This is a genomic window from Pseudomonas sp. NPDC088429 (assembly GCF_044753305.1).
GTDB lineage: Bacteria > Pseudomonadota > Gammaproteobacteria > Pseudomonadales > Pseudomonadaceae > Aquipseudomonas > Aquipseudomonas rustica.
In genome coordinates this window covers 54,925-72,792 of sequence record NZ_JBIVMX010000010.1, presented here as the reverse complement: position 1 = coordinate 72,792, position 17,868 = coordinate 54,925, and the positions used below count along the sequence as shown (strand labels likewise).

Genomic DNA, 17,868 nt, shown 5'->3' with positions numbered 1-17,868 from the left:
GAAGCAAAAGATCGCAGTCAGACTGCGATCTTTTGGTTAAGCGGAGGAGGGGATCAGCGCAGGGTGTCGACCATGTCGGCGATGGTGGTCAGCACGTCTTTGCCCAGTTGTTTCGAGCGTTTGCCCGACCAGCCGGTTTCTTTGTCGGGATGGTCGTCGTGATCCTTGAACGGCATTTCCAGGGTCAGCGACAGGCAGTCGTATTTCTGGCCGACGCTGTTGCAAGCCAGGGTCATGTTGGCCTGGCCCGGTTCGTCGCGAACATAGCCGTACTTGGTCTGGAAGTCTTTGGTGGTGTGCTTGAGGTGGCTGCGGAAGTGCTCTTCAAGCTTCTCGATGCGCGGCGTGTAACCCGGATTGCCTTCGCAACCGGCGGTGAACACGTGAGGGATTTCCTCGTCACCGTGTGCGTCAAGGAACAGATCGACGCCATACTTTTCCATCTGCTGCTGTACGAAAAGTACCTCGGGGCTGACTTCCTGACTGGCGTTCTGCCAGGCGCGGTTCAAATCCTGGCCCATGGCGTTGGTGCGCAGGTGGCCGTGGAAAGCGCCGTCCGGGTTCATGTTCGGCACCAGGTACAGATCGGCGCTGGCCAGCAGCTTGTTGAGCACCGGATCTTCGTGACGTTCCAGACGTTCGATGATGCCTTCCATGAACCATTCGGCCATGTGCTCGCCGGGGTGTTGCTGGGCGATGATCCAGACTTTGCGCTGGCCTTCAGCGCCGCTGCCTTTGCGCAGCAACTGGATGTCGCGGCCTTCGACGCTTTTGCCGGTGGCCAGCAATTCGGTGCCGGCCTTGGTCAGCGCCTGCTCGATCAGCCAGTCGTGGCGGCCACGGCTGTACGGTTCGAAGTAGGCGAACCAGGCGTGGGTCTGCGTGGCTTCGAGGCAGAAGCGCAAGCAATCGCCTTCAAAAATGGACGGCACGCGAAACCAGTTGACGTGATCGTAGGAGGCCACGGCTTGATAGCCATCCCAGGCTTTGTTGTACGAGGACTGGCTGGCGTTGTTCAGGCGGAACCAGTGTTCCTGACCGACGTGCAAGCCGCTGGCCTTGAAGTGGAACCACTGAAAATGGGCGCTGCGCGTGTCCGGGCGGATAGCCAGAACCGGGCTGAGCGGATTGCTGATGTCGATGACTTGGATGTTGCCGCTGTCGAAATTGGCGCTGATGTCGAACGAAGATTTGGCCACGGTCATATCGGTTCCTGATCAGGATTGTTATGGCCGATACTTTACACAAGATTGGGCTGAAACCGAGGGGAATTGCGGGGTTGTGGCGGGGGCGTCCTCCATGACGCGGAGGCAGCTTAGAGATTATGCGATTGATTCTCAAGTGCTATTTGTCGTTAGTTTGCCCCAATGCGGCCGGGCTTGGCTTGCCAATCGATATTCTTTTGATATTATCCGCGCCATCGAATTTGCAGCACCTAAAGACTTCATTAGCCTGAAGCCACAAGCCCGAAAAACGGGTAAAAAAAAGACCCGGAAAAATCCGGGTCAAAAACCGTGATTAGCCTGATGAGGAGATAGTCCAGAAGACCGACCTAAGGTCTCTGGTCCATCGACTGATCTCGCGATCAGCTGTATGCAATAATAATCATTATCATTTGCAAGTCAAATGTTTTTATCTGCGCGATTGGAAAATTCTTTCCTGTCCGTTCGAACCCCCGTTCCTCAGACTTCATCGCCATCCAGCGAGTGGTCGACCATCGCCCGCGCCATATCCACCATGTGCACCACTGAAAATGCCAGATCGCGACTCGCGCCTTGCAGGTTTTCTGCTGCTTTGAAAGCGGTGGCGGCGGCGCAGCGCAATAGGTCGGAGGCGTGTACCAGTGCTTCTTCGCCGCTGACATGACGGTTGACGTCGAAAAAACGCTCATCGACCTCGGGTGTCGACACAGTTGGTTTCAAGTAATAGTCGAGCGCTCGTTGCGCGGCGGCGTTGCCTTGGGGCGAGGTGAACGTGGTGTCCATTTGCAGGTCGGGCAAGTCTTGGCTGCTGATGTTCATGATGAAAGGTCACTCCTTGTTTGATTAACTGTCCGTGCTGTCAGCATAGTACGATGCGTAGTTGTGACCAGAATTTAAATACGACAATTTGTGTTTTGCTGGCCGAAGGCGTCACGCGTAAGGTGCCGCACATGGATAAATGGATTGAGTTGGTCAAGGCCAAAATGAGTGAACTCAAAATCACTCAAACAGAGCTCGGAGAGCGTGTTGGCATGTCCCAGGGCGGCATCGGCCATTGGCTGAACAAACGTCGTGAACCGGGCGTCGCGGAGATGAACCGCGTGCTGCAAGCGCTGGGCATGAATTTTCTCGAAGTGGCGATGGTCATTCGCGAGCCGCAGCCCGTGGCGAACGACGACATGCCGCTGACGCAGAAATACAACCCTTACTTTCGCTACCCGTTGAGCGACTGGAGCGCGCCACTGCAAGCGCGGGAAAGCGCGCCGCAGCCCTACGGCAAACACGAGGACAGGCAACGCTTCGAGCTGACGGATTATCACGCTCGCGGCGCCGCGTTCTGGCTGAGGGTGTCAGGCGATTCGATGACCGCGCCCAAAGGCACGAGCATCCCCGAAGGCATGCTGATTCTGGTCGATCCGGAGGCAGAGGCAGTGCCCGGCAAACTGGTGATCGCCCAGTGGTCGGACAGCCATGAAGCGATTTTTCGCAAGCTCGACGAAGAGGGCGGCCAGCGTTACCTGATACCGCTCAATCCGACGTGGCCGAAAGCCTTGTTCACCGAGGAGTGTCGAATCCTCGGCGTGGTGGTGCAGGCAACGGCGCGCTTCTAGTCAGACCGATCCTCGCCAGGCGTAGGATCGGTCTGTTTATTCACACTGCTTCCAGTTCAACCAAAGCGCTGCCTTCGCCGACCATTTCACCTTCCTGGCAATACAGCGCTTTGATCACCCCGGCATGCGGCGCACGGATGCTGTGCTCCATCTTCATCGCTTCCAGCACCACCAGTTGCGCACCGGCTTCAACCGTTTGCCCGGCCTCGACCAAGACCCGCACGATGCTGCCGTTCATCGGTGCCGTCAGACCGCCCTGATGATTGTTGCTGGCTTCCACTGCACTGATCGGGTCGTACGCTTCAACGCGACGCAACTCGCCTTCCCATTGCAGATACAGCGCATCACCCTGACGAATCGCCCGCAAGGTACGACGCACGCCTTCGTGTTCAACAACCAGCGAATCGCCCAGCAGTTTTGCATCGCCGCCAGCCCCCAGTGTCAACGCCCGATCCTGCCCCTCGCAACTCAAATGCAGGGTAATTTCCCGAGGCAAACCCGCGCGCAATCCGCTGTTCCGCGACCACGGTGAAGCAGCATCATCCGCCCGCACAACGCTCGGCAAACTCTGCGCAAACGCCTGCGCCGCCGCCTGCCAGAACCCGTCACTCAATTCGCTCGGCGCTGGCAGCAATTGCGCCTGATAGCGCGGAATAAACCCGGTATCCAGTTCCGCCGCCGCAAACGCCGGATGCGCGATGATCCGTCGCAGAAAGTTGATGTTGGTCTTCAACCCGCCAATCGCAAATTCATCGAGCATGCTCAACAAACGCAGGCGCGCCTGTTCACGATCCTCGCCCCAGGCAATCAGCTTGCCGAGCATCGGGTCGTAGAACGGCGAAATCTCATCACCTTCCTCAACCCCGCTGTCCACTCGACGCCCAGGCCCTTCAGCCGACTCGCGATACAAATCCAGACGCCCGGTGGCCGGCAGAAAATCATTCGAAGGGTCTTCGGCATACAAGCGCACTTCAATCGCATGCCCATTGAGCGGCACCTGCTCCTGAGTGATCGGCAGCGCTTCACCCCGCGCCACACGAATCTGCCAGGCGACCAGATCCAGACCAGTGATCGCCTCGGTCACCGGGTGTTCAACTTGAAGGCGCGTGTTCATCTCCATAAAGAAGAATTCGCCACGCGCATCCAGCAGAAACTCCACCGTGCCGGCGCCGACATAACCAATCGCCTGCGCCGAACGCACAGCCGCTTCGCCCATCGCCCGCCGCAGTTCAGCGGACAGGCCCGGTGCTGGCGCCTCTTCGACAACTTTCTGATGCCGCCGCTGAATCGAGCAATCACGCTCATTCAGGTACAGGCAATTGCCATGCTGATCGGCGAACACCTGAATTTCGACGTGACGCGGTTTCAGCAGATATTTCTCCACCAGCATCCGCGAATCGCCGAACGACGACTGCGCTTCACGCTGAGCGGAGGCGAGTGCTTCGGCGAGCTGGCTGACCTCTTCAACAACTTTCATGCCTTTACCACCGCCGCCGGCCGTAGCCTTAAGCAACACCGGATAACCGATGCGTTCGCAGGCAGCACGGAAGGTCTCGAGATCCTGCGCTTCTCCGTGATAACCCGGCACCAAAGGCACGCCGGCAGTTTCCATCAGCGCTTTTGCCGCCGATTTGCTGCCCATCGCGTCGATGGCCGAGGCCGGTGGGCCGAGGAAAATCAGCCCGGCCGCTTCAATCGCGCGGGCGAACCCGGCGTTCTCCGACAGAAAGCCGTAACCCGGATGAATCGCCTGCGCGCCGCTGGCCTTGGCCGCCGCAATCAGTTTGTCGATTTGCAAATAACTGTCAGCCGCTTTGCTGCCGCCGAGATCGACGCGGATATCCGCTTCACGGCTGTGCCGCGCCTCACGGTCGGTGGCGCTGTGCACGGCGACGGTGGTCAGGCCCAGCGCTTTGGCGGTGCGCATCACGCGGCATGCGATTTCGCCACGGTTGGCCACCAGCAGGGTGGTGAAAACAGGTGCGCTCATCAACGCGGCTCCTTGGTGGTGGTTTCGGCTTGCCAGCTCGGCGGACGTTTCTGCAGAAAGGCCCGCAGACCTTCCTGACCTTCCGGACTGACGCGGATGCGAGCGATGGCATTTTCGGTGTAGCGGCGCAGCGCCGGGGTCAGCGAACCGTTGCCGACTTCACGCAACAAATCCTTGCTGGCGCGCATGGCGGCGGGGCTATTGAGCAGCAGATTGTTGATCCATTGTTCGACCTGTTGCTCCAGTTCAGCGCTCGGATAGCTGTCGGACAACAAACCGATCTCTCGCGCACGCTGGCCGCCAAAACGTTCGGCAGTCAGGGCATAACGACGGGCCGCACGTTCGCCAATGGCTTGCACTACGAACGGACTGATCACCGCTGGCGCCAGACCGATGCGCACTTCCGACAGACAGAACTGCGCGTCGTCGGCGCCAATCGCCATGTCGCAGCAACTGATCAAACCCAGCGCGCCACCGAATGCCGCGCCTTGCACCACGGCCACGGTGGGGATTTTCAGCTTGGCGAGGTTGTACATCAGCTCGGCGAGTTCGCGGGCGTCGTCGAGGTTGGTGTGGTAATCGAGCTCGGCCGATTGCTGCATCCACGCCAGATCGGCGCCGGCGCTGAAGTGCTTACCGCGGCCGCGCACCAGCAGGAAACGCAGGCTCGCGTCGCTGGCGACCTTGTCGAGGGCGAGGATCAGTTCGCGGATCATCTCGGCGTTGAACGCGTTGTTTTTCTCTGGGCGGTTGAGCCACAGGGTGGCGAAACCCCGTGGGTCGCTTTGCAGTTCGAGGGTGTTGAAGTCGCTCATATTCTTCCGTCTCCACGGTTCTTGTGGGAGCAAGGCTTGCCCGCGAAAGTAGTCATTCCACCATTGATGTGACTGACACATCGCCTTCGCGGGCAAGCCTTGCTCCTACAGGATCGAATCACATCCGGAACACGCCGAAGCGGCTCGGTTCGATTGGCGCGTTCAGCGACGCGGACAAGGCCAGGGCCAGCACATCGCGGGTCTGCGCCGGGTCGATGACGCCGTCGTCCCACAGCCGTGCGCTGGAATAGTAGGGGTGACCCTGTTCTTCGTACTGGTCGAGGATCGGTTGCTTGATCTCGGCTTCCTGCTCGGCACTGAAGCTTTGGCCACTGCGTTCAGCCTGCTCGCGTTTGACCTGCACCAACACGCCGGCCGCTTGTTCAGCGCCCATCACACCAATGCGCGCATTCGGCCACATCCACAGAAAACGCGGATCGTAAGCGCGTCCGCACATGCCGTAGTTACCGGCGCCGAAACTGCCGCCGATGATCACGGTGAACTTCGGCACCTTGGCGCACGCCACAGCGGTCACCAGTTTTGCACCGTGCTTGGCGATGCCGCCGGCCTCGTATTTCTGGCCGACCATGAAGCCGGTGATGTTTTGCAGGAACAGCAGCGGAATGCCGCGCTGGCAGGCCAGTTCGATGAAGTGCGCGCCTTTCTGCGCGGCTTCGGCGAAGAGGATGCCGTTGTTCGCCAGAATCGCGATCGGGTAACCGTGCAGATGCGCAAAACCGCAGACCAGCGTGGTGCCGAACAGCGCTTTGAACTCATCGAACACCGAACCGTCGACCAGTCGTGCAATCACTTCGCGCACGTCGAACGGCTGCTTGGCGTCCGCCGAAACCACGCCGTACAACTCATCGCTGGCATACAGCGGCGCTATCGGTGCGCGCTGTTGCACTTCGCCGAGCTTGCGCCAGTTGAGGTTGGCGACGCTGCGGCGGGCGAGGGCGAGGGCGTGTTCGTCACTCTCTGCGTAGTGGTCGGCAACCCCGGAAATCTTGCAATGCACGTCGGCCCCGCCGAGGTCTTCGGCGCTGACCACTTCACCGGTCGCGGCTTTCACCAACGGCGGGCCAGCGAGGAAAATCGTCGCCTGATTGCGCACCATGATCGCTTCGTCGGCCATCGCCGGCACGTAAGCGCCGCCCGCAGTGCACGAGCCCATGACCACGGCGATTTGCGGAATGCCCATCGCGCTCATGTTGGCCTGGTTGAAGAAGATCCGCCCGAAGTGCTCGCGATCCGGGAACACTTCGTCCTGACGCGGCAGGTTGGCGCCGCCGGAGTCGACCAGATAGATGCACGGCAGACGATTCTGCTGCGCGATGGTTTGTGCGCGCAGATGTTTTTTCACAGTCAGCGGGTAGTACGAGCCACCCTTAACCGTCGCATCGTTGGCGACGATCATGCACTCGACGCCTTCGACCCGGCCGATCCCGGCAATCACACCGGCCGCCGGCACGTCTTCGCCATACACAGCGTGGGCGGCCAGTTGGCTGATTTCCAGAAACGGAGAGCCCGGATCGAGCAAACGGTTGATGCGTTCACGCGGCAGCAATTTGCCCCGTGAAGTGTGACGCTCCTGAGCTTTCGCGCCACCACCCTGCGCCACTTGGGCGAGCAGGGTGTGCAGGGCGTCGACCTGTTTGAGCATCGCCGCGCTGTTGGCGGCGAACTCCGCTGAACGAGGATTGAGCTGTGTATGCAGAATCATGGCTTACTCCGTAAGCAGCTACGAGTTGCAAGCTTGGAGCGGCAAGTTAAAGCTGTTCTCTTGCAGCTTGAAACTTGCAGCTCGCAGCTGACGAAATTTATTTCGTTTCGTTGAACAGTTCGCGACCGATCAGCATGCGACGGATCTCACTGGTGCCGGCGCCGATTTCGTACAGCTTGGCGTCGCGCAGCAGACGGCCCGCCGGGAATTCGTTGATGTAACCGTTACCGCCGAGAATCTGGATCGCGTCGAGGGCCATTTGTGTGGCGCGCTCAGCGGTGTAGAGGATCACGCCAGCGGCATCTTTACGGGTGGTTTCGCCACGCTCGCAGGCTTGCGCAACGGCATACAGATAAGCGCGGCTGGCGTTGAGTTGGGTGTACATGTCAGCGACTTTGCCCTGGATCAGCTGGAACTCGCCGATGCTTTGACCGAACTGTTTGCGGTCGTGGATGTACGGCACGATCAGGTCCATGCACGACTGCATGATCCCGGTCGGGCCGCCGGAGAGCACGACGCGCTCGTAATCGAGGCCGCTCATCAACACTTTCACACCGCCGTTGAGCACGCCGAGGATGTTTTCTTCCGGCACTTCGACGTCATCGAAGAACAGCTCGCAAGTGTTGGAACCACGCATGCCGAGCTTGTCGAACTTGTTGCTGCGGCTGAAGCCTTTCCAGTCGCGTTCGACGATGAATGCGGTGATGCCGTGCGGGCCTTTTTCCAGATCGGTTTTGGCGTAGATCACGTAAGTGTTGGCGTCGGGGCCGTTGGTGATCCAGGTTTTGCTGCCGTTGAGGACGTAACGGTCGCCGCGTTTGTCGGCGCGCAATTTCATCGAGACCACGTCGGAACCGGCATTCGGTTCGCTCATCGCCAATGCGCCGACGTGCTCGCCGCTGATCAGTTTCGGCAGGTACTTGGTTTTCTGTTCGTGGTTGCCGTTGCGATTGATCTGATTGACGCAGAGGTTCGAATGCGCGCCGTAGGACAGCGCCACCGAGGCCGAGCCACGGCTGATTTCTTCCATCGCCACGACGTGCGCGAGGTAACCCAGACCCGCGCCGCCGTACTCTTCCGGCACGGTAATGCCGAGCAGGCCCATGTCACCGAATTTGCGCCACATGTCGGCGGGGAACAGGTTGTCGCTGTCGATCTGCGCCGCACGCGGAGCGATCTCCTTGGCGACAAAGGACTGAACCTGATCGCGCAGCATGTCGATGGTTTCACCGAGGGCAAAATTCAGGGATGGATAGCTCATGGGTCACCTTTTGGCTTTTTTGTAGGGTGGGGAGGGCGGTCACTCGGCTCTCACCTTTACGTTAACGTAAGCCTGTGACGAATGGCTGTCAATCACCCTTTACGTTAACGTCAACTTGAGCGAGAGTAGGGGCAGTTCAAGATTGAAAGCTGATTAGTTTTTGTAGGAGTGAGCCTGCTCGCGATCGCGTCGTGTCAGTCGACGTAAGTGTTGGCTAATGGATCGAGATCGCGAGCAGGCTCACTCCTACAAGTGACCGTCGGCAACCCATAAATAAAGACAATAGGGGTCGTCATGGATCAACCCAGTGCAAACCCGCAGCGCAGCTACACCCGTGGCTCACAGGACAAAACCTTGCTGGCGATGACCATCGGGCAGAAGTTCGATCAGACCGTCGCGCAATATCCCGACGGCGAAGCGCTCGTCGTGCGCCATCAGCAGTTGCGTTATTCCTGGCGGCAACTGGCCGATGCCGTCGACGTGCACGCCAGAGCGCTGCTCGCCCTGGGTTTACAGGCCGGCGATCGCCTGGGCATCTGGGCACCGAACTGCGCTGAGTGGTGCATCACCCAGTTCGCCACGGCGAAAATCGGTGTGATCCTGGTCAACGTCAACCCGGCCTACCGCAGTTCCGAACTGGAATACGTGCTCAAACAATCCGGCTGCCAATGGCTGGTCTGCGCCGGCGCGTTCAAGTCGTCGAACTACCACGGCATGTTGCAAGGATTGGTACCAGAACTGGCCGATCAATCCATTGGCCAACTGCGCAGCGAACATTTGCCAGAATTGCGCGGCGTGATCAGTCTCGACGCGCAACCGCCATCAGGTTTCCTGCCGTGGTCGCAATTGACTGATATGGCCGCGAGCATTTCCCCGCAACAACTCAACGAACGCAGCAACCGCCTGCACTTCGATCAACCGGTAAACATTCAATACACCTCCGGCACCACCGGTTTCCCCAAAGGCGCGACCCTCAGCCACTACAACATCCTCAACAACGGTTACATGGTCGGCGAAAGCATCGGCCTGACCCCGCACGATCGCCTGGTGATCCCGGTGCCGCTGTATCACTGCTTCGGCATGGTCATGGGCAACCTCGGCTGCGTCACCCACGGCAGCACGATGATTTACCCCAACGACGCCTTCGATCCGTTGCTGACCCTGCAAACCGTCGCCGAAGAAAAAGCCACCGGCCTCTACGGCGTGCCGACCATGTTCATCGCCATGCTGGATCAGCCGCAACGCGCCGAATTCGATCTGTCGAGCCTGCGCACCGGGATCATGGCCGGCGCCACCTGCCCGATCGAAGTGATGCGCCGGGTCATCAGCGAGATGCACATGAGCGAAGTGCAGATCGCCTACGGCATGACCGAGACCAGCCCGGTGTCGCTGCAAACCGGCCCCAACGATGAACTGGAACTGCGCGTGACCACCGTCGGCCGCACCCAGCCGCAACTGGAAAGCAAGATCATCGACGAGGCCGGCAACCTCGTGCCGCGCGGCACCATCGGCGAACTGTGCACCCGTGGTTACAGCGTGATGCTCGACTATTGGCAAAACCCGCAAGCCACCGCTGAAGCTATCGATGAGGCTGGCTGGATGCACACCGGCGACCTGGCGAGCATGAACGAGGAGGGTTACGTCAACATCGCCGGGCGTAACAAGGACATGATCATTCGCGGCGGTGAGAACGTTTATCCGCGTGAGCTGGAAGAGTTTTTCTTCACCCATCCGGCGGTGGCGGACGTGCAGGTGATCGGCATTCCGTGCTCGCGTTACGGCGAGGAGATTGTCGCCTGGATCAAATTTCACCCCGGCCACAACGCCTCCGAGCTGGAGTTGCAAACCTGGTGTAAGGAACGCATCGCGCACTTCAAGACGCCACGGCACTTCAAGTTCGTCGAAGAGTTTCCGATGACGGTGACGGGGAAGATTCAGAAATTCCGCATGCGTGAAATCAGCATCGAAGAGTTAAAAACAATCGAACGGTAACCACCACCCCTGTGGGAGCGAGCTTGCTCGCGAAGGCGTCAGGTCAGCCAATATCTTTGTTGATGACACACCGCTTTCGCGAGCAAGCTCGCTCCCACAGGGGATAAACGGTGTTGGAAAGAGGAATCACAGAAAGCACAAAGGGGAGCCGAGGCTCCCCTTTAATTTTGTCGTCGCGTGCTCTTTTTTATTATTGAGGGTCGGTCTGTTGTTGTTTTTGGCAACCGTGGCCCTTTACCGCTGTTTTTGGCGACCCCCATCCGGGGTCAAGAGCAAACGTATTTTTTTGAGCGCTGATCTGCTTTCTCGTTAAACGATCCAACCGATTCGGGAGCTACCTGAAGGTAGTTTTATTGTTCTCTGCCCGGTTGCGGGTCACTCCTGAGAGCACCCTGAAAAGCACACCTTCTCCAAAAAAATCTGTTAGCTGCGTCTCTGCCGTGTTGTTTTTGTTATGTCAGAGTCGTTACGTCTTATTTTTATTGGTTTGCTGCTTTTTATTCTTGTTATGCCATAGAGATAGCATTACGCGTGCCAACTTTTAAAAAGCCTTGTAAATCAATGGTTTGTGATTTTGTAGGATTTTTCGATCAGGCCAATCCAGACAATTTGTTTCCGTGTTACTCGCTTAAGCCCACATACCGGACACAGCGGTAACACCATCCCCCCTCACTGTGCGCTGCGGGCCTTGGCTACGCGCGAACCGCTCGGGCGACCGAGCACCGCGCTGATCTGCTGACCCGCGGCAATCAAGGCGTCCAGGTCGATTCCGGTCTTGATACCGAGGCCGTTGAGCAGGTACACCACATCTTCAGTCGCAACGTTACCGCTCGCACCTTTGGCGTACGGACAGCCGCCGAGGCCCGCGATAGAGCTGTCGAACACCGAAATGCCTTCGAGCAGACTGGCGTAGATGTTGGCCATCGCCTGACCGTAGGTGTCGTGGAAATGTCCGGCGAGTTTGTCCCGTGGCACCTGCGCCGAAACCACTTCAAACAAACGGCGAGTCGCGCCAGCGGTGCCGGTGCCGATGGTGTCGCCCAGCGAAACTTCGTAGCAGCCCATCGCGTACAGCTCGCGCGCGACCATCGCCACTTGCTCCGGTGCGACGGTGCCTTCGTACGGGCAACCGAGCACACAGGACACGTAACCGCGCACGGTAACGCCGTGTTGCTTCGCCGCTTCCATGATCGGGGCGAAGCGCGCCAGGCTTTCGCTGATCGAGCAGTTGATGTTGCGCTGCGAGAAGGCTTCGGACGCGGCAGCGAACACCGCGACTTCCTTGACCCCGGCAGCAATCGCATCCTCAAAACCGCGCAGGTTCGGCGCCAGTGCGCCATAAGTCACGCCGGGTTTGCGCTGGATCTGCGCGAACACGTCGGCGGAACCGGCCATTTGCGGCACCCACCTGGGCGAAACGAAACTGCCGACTTCTATATAGCCAAGGCCGGCGGCGCTGAGCGCGTCGACCAGTTGCACCTTGTCGGCGACGCTGATGGGTTGTGCTTCGTTCTGCAGGCCATCGCGCGGGCCGACTTCGATCAGGCGTACTTGGGAGGGGAGGGACATGGCGGTTGACCTGTTGTCATTATCTGAAATGTCAAAGTCCTTGTAGGAGCAGAGCTTGCTCGCGAAAGCGTCAGGTCAGTCGACATCAATGTGAATGAACGGGTGCTTTCGCGAGCAAGCTTTGCTCCTACAAAAGGCACGTTTAGGCCTGCTGGCTCTTGAGGGTTTGTTCAAGCGCCTGTACGCAACGCTCTTCAGCGGTATCAAGCTCCAGTTTCATCTGTTCGATATCCAGCAACTGTTGCTCCAGTTGCTCGCGGCGCTCGGTGATTTTCGCCAGCATGCTGTTGAGCTGTTTGGTGTTACCTCTGGACGGGTCGTAGAGTTCGATCAGTTCGCGGCATTCGGCCAAGGAGAAGCCGATGCGCTTGCCACGCAGGATCAGTTTCAGGCTGACCTTGTCGCGCGGCGAGTAGATGCGTTCCTGGCCACGGCGCTCAGGGCTGAGCAGGCCTTGCTCTTCATAAAAGCGGATCGCCCGGGTGGTGATGTCCAGCTCGCGGGCGAGGTCGGAAATGCTATAAGTCTGGCTGCTCATGGAAGCGCTCGGAAAAAGGTCTTGGCGCTAAGCTAATGGCAGGTTGACGTTTACGTCAAGCAAGAAAAAGATCGCAGCCTTCGGCAGCTCCTACAGTAAAACGCATTCCAAATGTAGGAGCTGCCGAAGGCTGCGATCTTTTGATCTTTCCTCAAACCACCTGCTTATCCAGCTTCTTCTCCTGCGCCGTCACCTGCTGGCACAACTCAATCATCTGCTCGCGCATCCAGCGATTCGCCGGATCCTGGTCAGTGCTTTCATGCCAATACAGATGCGTCTCCACTGGCGGCACATCATTCACTGGCAGATTAAATGCCTGCAGCTCATGCCGACGGGCAAAGCGCTCCGGCACGGTCATGACCATATCCGTCTGCTGCATCACCTGCGACGCCATCAAATAATGCTGCGAGCGCAGGGCGATCTTGCGCTGAATGCCCATTTTGCCCAGTGCCAGATCGACATAGCCCAGACCGCTGCGGCGGCTGGAAATATGGATATGGGTCAGCGACAAATAATCATCCAGCGACAGCTTTTCCTTGCCCGCCATCGGATGGCCCTTGCGCATCGCACACACATAACGGTCTTCCATCAGCTTGACGTGACGCACCTGCGGGTCGGTGTTGAGCGGCGCATCCACAGCGAAATCCAGACGCCCGGCCGCCAGTTCCTTGGTGGTCTCACGGCGTTTCGACAGGAAACTTTCGATAATCACGGTCGGCGCCAGACGGCGCAGGCGCTGAAACAGCGGCGGCAAAATCACTGCTTCGGTGAGGTCAGTCATGCTGATGCGGTAGGTCTTGACCGCTTGCGCCGGGTTGAAAATACGACTTTCCTGAACCGACACGCGCAGCAGCGACAGCGCGTTACGCACCGGACCGATGATGTTCTGCGCCATCGGCGTCGGCACCATGCCCTGAGCGGTGCGCACGAAGAGCGGGTCGTTGAAGGTTTCGCGCAGCCGTGCCAGCGCGTTGGACACCGCCGGCTGGGTGATGCCGACAATCTGCCCGGCGCGGGTCAGGTTGGCTTCGGTGTAGATCGCGTCGAAGACGATGAAAAGGTTGAGGTCGACCTTGCTCAGATTCATAACGCGGCTTCTCTTGTTATTTAGTGCGGTGTTTGGGGGGCTGGCAATCAGCCGATCATATATCGGTGATGAATGTTTATACACGCCGAGAATAGGCTAGGTAAATTATCAGCGCTGTTCTAGCATCGATTGCATGACCTAAACAACCTCTGCTGAAGAACTGCCTTAACCATCGGGAGCTGCTCATGGATTTCGCTTATTCGCCCAAGGTGCAAGAACTGCGTGAGCGCGTAACCGCGTTCATGGACACTTACGTTTACCCGGCCGAAGCCGTGTTCGAGCGCCAGGTTGCCGAAGGCGATCGCTGGCAGCCGACGGCGATCATGGAAGAACTCAAAGCCAAGGCCAAAGCCGAAGGCCTGTGGAATCTGTTTCTGCCTGAATCGGAACTGGGTGCCGGTCTGACCAACCTCGAATACGCGCCACTGGCGGAAATCATGGGCCGCTCACTGCTCGGCCCGGAGCCGTTCAACTGCTCGGCACCGGACACCGGCAACATGGAAGTGCTGGTGCGTTACGCCAACGAAGAGCAAAAACAACGCTGGCTGGAACCGCTGCTGCGCGGCGAAATCCGCTCGGCGTTCGCCATGACCGAACCCGATGTTGCCTCCTCCGACGCCACCAACATGGCCGCCCGCGCCGTGCGTGATGGCGACGAGTGGGTGATCAACGGCAAAAAATGGTGGACGTCCGGTGCTTGCGATCCGCGCTGCAAGATTCTGATCTTCATGGGCCTGAGCAATCCCGATGCACCGCGCCACGCGCAGCACTCGATGATCCTCGTGCCGGTCGATACGCCGGGCGTGAAAATCGTTCGTCCGTTGCCAGTGTTCGGCTACGACGATGCGCCTCACGGTCACGCCGAAGTGCTGTTCGACAACGTACGTGTGCCGTACGAAAACGTACTGTTGGGTGAAGGACGCGGCTTTGAAATTGCGCAAGGTCGTCTTGGCCCAGGCCGGATTCACCACTGCATGCGTTCGGTCGGCATGGCTGAGCGTGCGCTGGAATTGATGTGCAAACGTTCGGTAAGCCGTACTGCTTTCGGCAAACCATTGGCACGCTTGGGCGGTAACATCGACAAGATCGCCGACTCGCGCATGGAGATCGACATGGCGCGCCTGCTGACGCTGAAAGCGGCGTACATGATGGACACCGTCGGCAACAAAATCGCGAAAAGCGAGATCGCGCAGATCAAGGTTGTTGCGCCGAACGTCGCGCTGCGCGTGATCGACCGGGCGATCCAGATGCATGGCGGGGCAGGGGTGTCGAACGATTTCCCGCTGGCTTATATGTATGCGATGCAACGGACATTGCGTCTGGCCGATGGCCCTGACGAAGTGCACCGTGCGGCGATTGGCAAGTTTGAGATCGGCAAGTATGTGCCGAAGGAAATGCTGCGTAGCGGGCAGTAAGACCGCGTCGTTTCCTTCGCGAGCAAGCTCGCTCCCACATTAAACCGCATTCCAAATGGAAGAATGCGTTCCCTGTGGGAGCGAGCTTGCTCGCGAAAGGGCCAGCCCATTCAGTACATAACCATCAGACTCAATACACCCAAACCTCAACCCGCCGATTCTTGATCCTTCCCTCATCCGCACTGTTGGTCGCCACCGGCATCTGCGCGCCAAACCCGCGCACCTCGCGCAACACCACGCCGCTCTTCACCAACTCCCGTCGCACCGCCATCGCCCGCAACTTCGACAACAGATCCGCACGCGCCGGGTCGTCCTTTACATCACCAAAGCCCACCAGCGTCACCGCACGATCGGTCTTGTCATGGCGCTTTATATAGTCGAACACCCGCGCCAGATCCTGACGCGCCTTGTTGTCCAGACTCGCGCTGCCTTCTTCAAAACGGAAGTTCACCGTCAGACGTTGGGCGTGACGGCTGAGGGATTGATAACCCTCGGGCATCAGCGCATTCGGCGCGACCGTCATGGCGTGCACGGTCTGACTGATAAAACCGTTGCGCGCAACAATCTCCTGACCCTGACGACTTTGCGCAAACGCCACCAATGCCTTTGCCCACGGATTGCTGCTGTCCGGCGGCAGATAAAAGAACAGTCGCCGAGACAGCGGATAGTCCTCGGTGGCGATCAGACTATTGAGCGGCAGCATCGATTGCGACGCGCCATCGGCAATCGCCACGGCTTTGGCCTGACGCACGTAAGGCAAACCGATAAATCCAATGCCCTGCGGGTCGCTACTCACCGAGTCGGACAATTCCTCGCTGGATTCGAAACGTTTCGCCGCGCTGCTCAGCATTTTCCCACGACGACTGAGCACCAATTCCTTGAACGTGTCGTAGGTGCCGGACTGATCATCCCGCGCATATAAATGAATCGCACCGCCGCGACCACCGAGGTCTTCCCAGCTTTTCACTTCGCCGGCGAAGATCCGCGCCAGTTGCTCGGTGTCGAGTTGCTGCAACGGGTTTTCGGGATGAAGGATGATCGCCAGGCCATCGATGGCGATGACTTGTTCGGCGGCGGCGCTTTTCAGATCGCCGAGGGATTGCAGACTGAGCAGCTCGCTGTCCTTGATCTCGCGGGAGGAGGCGGCGAGGTCGGCGCTGGCATTTTTCAGGGCGGTGAAACCGGTGCTGGAGCCGTGCGCGGCGACGTCGATGAGCACGCGTTTGCCTTCAGCCGTCTGGCCAACAATGCGCAATTCGTTGGCGGTGCCCGGGGTTTCGCGGTGGATCTTCAGCAGGCCTTGCTGTTGCAGCAGACCTTCGACCAATGCCGGGCCGAGTTCGGCGCCGATGGTGTTGGAACCCTGAATGCGCAACGCCGGGCCGTCGTCGGGCACCGGCAAACCGGCGGCCGACACCGTCAGCCACGCACTCAAGAGAAAGACGCACAGAACACGCAGGGTCATGCCGGCACCGAATCAAGCCAAGGGGATTGCCGGGGAGATTAAGTCAGGCGCATGACCAAAAGATGACAGATCAAAAGATCGCAGCCTGCGGCAGCTCCTACAGGGGAACCCATTCCAATTGTAGGAGCTGCCGCAGGCTGCGATCTTTTGATTTTTAGCTCAATTCAAGCCAGATCGGCGCATGGTCGGACGGTTTTTCCATCCCGCGCAATTCATAATCCACGCCCGCCGCCTTCACTCGCGGCAGCAAACCATGCGACGCCAGAATCACGTCAATGCGCAACCCGCGCTTCGGCTCATCCTCAAAACCACGGCTGCGGTAATCGAACCAGCTGAACATATCGGTCACGTCCGGGTTCAGGTGGCGATAGCTGTCGGTCAGGCCCCAGTTCTTCAGGCGCGCCATCCACTCGCGCTCTTCCGGCAGGAAACTGCATTTACCGGTTTTCAGCCAGCGCTTCATGTTGTCCGGGCCGATGCCGATGTCGCAGTCTTCTGGGGAAATGTTCACATCGCCCATCACCACGACCGGTTGTTCGTTGTGGAACTGGCTTTCCAGCAGTGCTTGCAGATCGCTGTAGAAACGCTGCTTGGCGGGGAATTTGGTCGGGTGGTCGCGGCTTTCGCCCTGTGGGAAATAGCCGTTCATGATCGTCACCGGCACGCCATTGGCGTCGGCGAAGGTGCCCCAGATAAAGCGCCGCTGGGCGTCTTCGTCGTCGGTGGCGAAACCCTTGTGAATGGCGATCGGTTCCTGACGCGACAACATCGCTACGCCGTAGTGACCTTTCTGCCCGTGGAAGTACACGTGGTAACCGAGGGCGCGGACTTCTTCGAGCGGGAACTGGTCGTCGTGGACTTTGGTTTCCTGCAGGCCGATCACGTCCGGCTGGTGTTTTTCGATCAGCGCTGCCAGCTGATGCGGACGGGCGCGCAGTCCGTTGATGTTGAAGGAAACGATCTTCATGGTCGGCAGTCCTGGCAAAAGGGCGATGCTAGCTGACATGGGGGAGATGGGCCAGTGTGGGGTGGGAGAAATCATTTTTGGCTGTGGGATTTTTGGTGTCTGCAAAGGCGCCATCGCGAGCAGGCTCACTCCTACAGGGGAACTCATCCAAATGTAGGAGTGAGCCTGCTCGCGATTGGGCCCGCCCAGTCGATGAAGATCCAAGGTTGGTCTATACCTGTGGGGAACTGTGCC

The 17,868-nt window shown here is 58.9% G+C and carries 15 protein-coding genes; 4 read left to right on the top strand and 11 right to left on the bottom strand.

The genetic code is table 11. The features are described 5' to 3' along the window. Positions 1 to 53 precede the first annotated feature (53 nt). Positions 54 to 1,205, bottom strand: coding sequence for a M14-type cytosolic carboxypeptidase (locus ACIP66_RS08435; protein WP_400647076.1), 1,152 nt, complete (start codon positions 1,203 to 1,205; stop codon positions 54 to 56). Here ACIP66_RS08435 and ACIP66_RS08430 point away from each other — a divergent pair. Next, positions 1,177 to 1,518 (top strand): hypothetical protein, encoded by a 342-nt coding sequence (locus ACIP66_RS08430; protein ID WP_400647073.1) that lies wholly within the window; start codon positions 1,177 to 1,179, stop codon positions 1,516 to 1,518. The two genes, ACIP66_RS08435 and ACIP66_RS08430, sit on opposite strands and share 29 nt — an antisense overlap. Positions 1,519 to 1,682: 164 nt before the next feature. Here ACIP66_RS08430 and ACIP66_RS08425 read toward each other — a convergent pair whose 3' ends face one another. Then, positions 1,683 to 2,021: a DUF6124 family protein gene (locus ACIP66_RS08425; protein ID WP_400647071.1), complete on the bottom strand. Its 339-nt coding sequence runs from the start codon at positions 2,019 to 2,021 to the stop codon at positions 1,683 to 1,685. A gap of 131 nt (positions 2,022 to 2,152) precedes the next feature. Here ACIP66_RS08425 and ACIP66_RS08420 point away from each other — a divergent pair, with 131 nt between their 5' ends. Then, complete coding sequence (locus tag ACIP66_RS08420) at positions 2,153 to 2,812, top strand: LexA family protein (RefSeq protein WP_400647068.1); 660 nt, start codon at positions 2,153 to 2,155, stop codon at positions 2,810 to 2,812. Between the two features lie 40 nt (positions 2,813 to 2,852). Here the strand turns inward: ACIP66_RS08420 and ACIP66_RS08415 are convergent, their stop codons facing one another. The 4 genes from ACIP66_RS08415 to ACIP66_RS08400 all read right to left on the bottom strand — a co-directional run bounded on the left by ACIP66_RS08415 (position 2,853) and on the right by ACIP66_RS08400 (position 8,601). Further along, complete coding sequence (locus tag ACIP66_RS08415; protein ID WP_400647066.1) at positions 2,853 to 4,802, bottom strand: acetyl/propionyl/methylcrotonyl-CoA carboxylase subunit alpha; 1,950 nt, start codon at positions 4,800 to 4,802, stop codon at positions 2,853 to 2,855. After that, positions 4,802 to 5,617: a gamma-carboxygeranoyl-CoA hydratase gene (locus ACIP66_RS08410; protein WP_400647063.1), complete on the bottom strand. Its 816-nt coding sequence runs from the start codon at positions 5,615 to 5,617 to the stop codon at positions 4,802 to 4,804. Before ACIP66_RS08410 ends, ACIP66_RS08415 begins: the two co-directional genes overlap by 1 nt. 118 nt (positions 5,618 to 5,735) lie before the next feature. Then, on the bottom strand, positions 5,736 to 7,340 hold the full coding sequence (locus ACIP66_RS08405; RefSeq protein WP_400647060.1) for a carboxyl transferase domain-containing protein: 1,605 nt from the start codon (positions 7,338 to 7,340) through the stop codon (positions 5,736 to 5,738). Positions 7,341 to 7,437: 97 nt separating this feature from the next. Next, on the bottom strand, positions 7,438 to 8,601 hold the full coding sequence (locus ACIP66_RS08400) for an isovaleryl-CoA dehydrogenase (RefSeq protein ID WP_053121705.1): 1,164 nt from the start codon (positions 8,599 to 8,601) through the stop codon (positions 7,438 to 7,440). A gap of 294 nt (positions 8,602 to 8,895) precedes the next feature. Here ACIP66_RS08400 and ACIP66_RS08395 point away from each other — a divergent pair, with 294 nt between their 5' ends. After that, positions 8,896 to 10,593, top strand: a complete 1,698-nt coding sequence (locus ACIP66_RS08395) for an AMP-binding protein (protein ID WP_400647057.1) — start codon at positions 8,896 to 8,898, stop codon at positions 10,591 to 10,593. Between the two features lie 669 nt (positions 10,594 to 11,262). Here the strand turns inward: ACIP66_RS08395 and ACIP66_RS08390 are convergent. The 3 genes from ACIP66_RS08390 to ACIP66_RS08380 all read right to left on the bottom strand — a co-directional run bounded on the left by ACIP66_RS08390 (position 11,263) and on the right by ACIP66_RS08380 (position 13,787). Further along, a complete protein-coding gene (locus ACIP66_RS08390) occupies positions 11,263 to 12,162 on the bottom strand; it encodes a hydroxymethylglutaryl-CoA lyase (protein ID WP_400647054.1) in 900 nt (299 codons plus the stop codon). 142 nt (positions 12,163 to 12,304) lie between these two features. Beyond that, on the bottom strand, positions 12,305 to 12,700 hold the full coding sequence (locus ACIP66_RS08385; RefSeq protein WP_400647051.1) for a MerR family DNA-binding transcriptional regulator: 396 nt from the start codon (positions 12,698 to 12,700) through the stop codon (positions 12,305 to 12,307). Positions 12,701 to 12,851: 151 nt separating this feature from the next. Further along, entirely contained in the window at positions 12,852 to 13,787 is a 936-nt protein-coding gene (locus tag ACIP66_RS08380) for a LysR family transcriptional regulator (RefSeq protein ID WP_007917233.1), read from the bottom strand. Positions 13,788 to 13,972: 185 nt separating this feature from the next. Here ACIP66_RS08380 and ACIP66_RS08375 point away from each other — a divergent pair, with 185 nt between their 5' ends. Further along, complete coding sequence (locus ACIP66_RS08375) at positions 13,973 to 15,202, top strand: acyl-CoA dehydrogenase (RefSeq protein ID WP_212551218.1); 1,230 nt, start codon at positions 13,973 to 13,975, stop codon at positions 15,200 to 15,202. Between the two features lie 130 nt (positions 15,203 to 15,332). On the opposite strand, the gene ACIP66_RS08370 is transcribed toward ACIP66_RS08375, so the two are convergent. Further along, a complete protein-coding gene (locus ACIP66_RS08370; protein WP_400647048.1) occupies positions 15,333 to 16,667 on the bottom strand; it encodes a substrate-binding domain-containing protein in 1,335 nt (444 codons plus the stop codon). A gap of 154 nt (positions 16,668 to 16,821) precedes the next feature. Then, complete coding sequence (gene xthA, locus ACIP66_RS08365; protein WP_053121696.1) at positions 16,822 to 17,634, bottom strand: exodeoxyribonuclease III; 813 nt, start codon at positions 17,632 to 17,634, stop codon at positions 16,822 to 16,824. Between the last annotated feature and the right edge of the window lie 234 nt (positions 17,635 to 17,868).

Coding starts and splice junctions, on each gene's coding strand:
- ACIP66_RS08385 (WP_400647051.1), bottom strand. CDS start 12,700: ATGAGCAGCCAGACTTATAGCATTTCCGACCTCGCCCGCGAGCTGGAC.
- ACIP66_RS08380 (WP_007917233.1), bottom strand. CDS start 13,787: ATGAATCTGAGCAAGGTCGACCTCAACCTTTTCATCGTCTTCGACGCG.
- ACIP66_RS08415 (WP_400647066.1), bottom strand. CDS start 4,802: ATGAGCGCACCTGTTTTCACCACCCTGCTGGTGGCCAACCGTGGCGAA.
- ACIP66_RS08435 (WP_400647076.1), bottom strand. CDS start 1,205: ATGACCGTGGCCAAATCTTCGTTCGACATCAGCGCCAATTTCGACAGC.
- ACIP66_RS08370 (WP_400647048.1), bottom strand. CDS start 16,667: ATGACCCTGCGTGTTCTGTGCGTCTTTCTCTTGAGTGCGTGGCTGACG.
- ACIP66_RS08375 (WP_212551218.1), top strand. CDS start 13,973: ATGGATTTCGCTTATTCGCCCAAGGTGCAAGAACTGCGTGAGCGCGTA.
- xthA (WP_053121696.1), bottom strand. CDS start 17,634: ATGAAGATCGTTTCCTTCAACATCAACGGACTGCGCGCCCGTCCGCAT.
- ACIP66_RS08430 (WP_400647073.1), top strand. CDS start 1,177: ATGTCGAACGAAGATTTGGCCACGGTCATATCGGTTCCTGATCAGGAT.
- ACIP66_RS08420 (WP_400647068.1), top strand. CDS start 2,153: ATGGATAAATGGATTGAGTTGGTCAAGGCCAAAATGAGTGAACTCAAA.
- ACIP66_RS08395 (WP_400647057.1), top strand. CDS start 8,896: ATGGATCAACCCAGTGCAAACCCGCAGCGCAGCTACACCCGTGGCTCA.
- ACIP66_RS08405 (WP_400647060.1), bottom strand. CDS start 7,340: ATGATTCTGCATACACAGCTCAATCCTCGTTCAGCGGAGTTCGCCGCC.
- ACIP66_RS08400 (WP_053121705.1), bottom strand. CDS start 8,601: ATGAGCTATCCATCCCTGAATTTTGCCCTCGGTGAAACCATCGACATG.
- ACIP66_RS08390 (WP_400647054.1), bottom strand. CDS start 12,162: ATGTCCCTCCCCTCCCAAGTACGCCTGATCGAAGTCGGCCCGCGCGAT.
- ACIP66_RS08425 (WP_400647071.1), bottom strand. CDS start 2,021: ATGAACATCAGCAGCCAAGACTTGCCCGACCTGCAAATGGACACCACG.
- ACIP66_RS08410 (WP_400647063.1), bottom strand. CDS start 5,617: ATGAGCGACTTCAACACCCTCGAACTGCAAAGCGACCCACGGGGTTTC.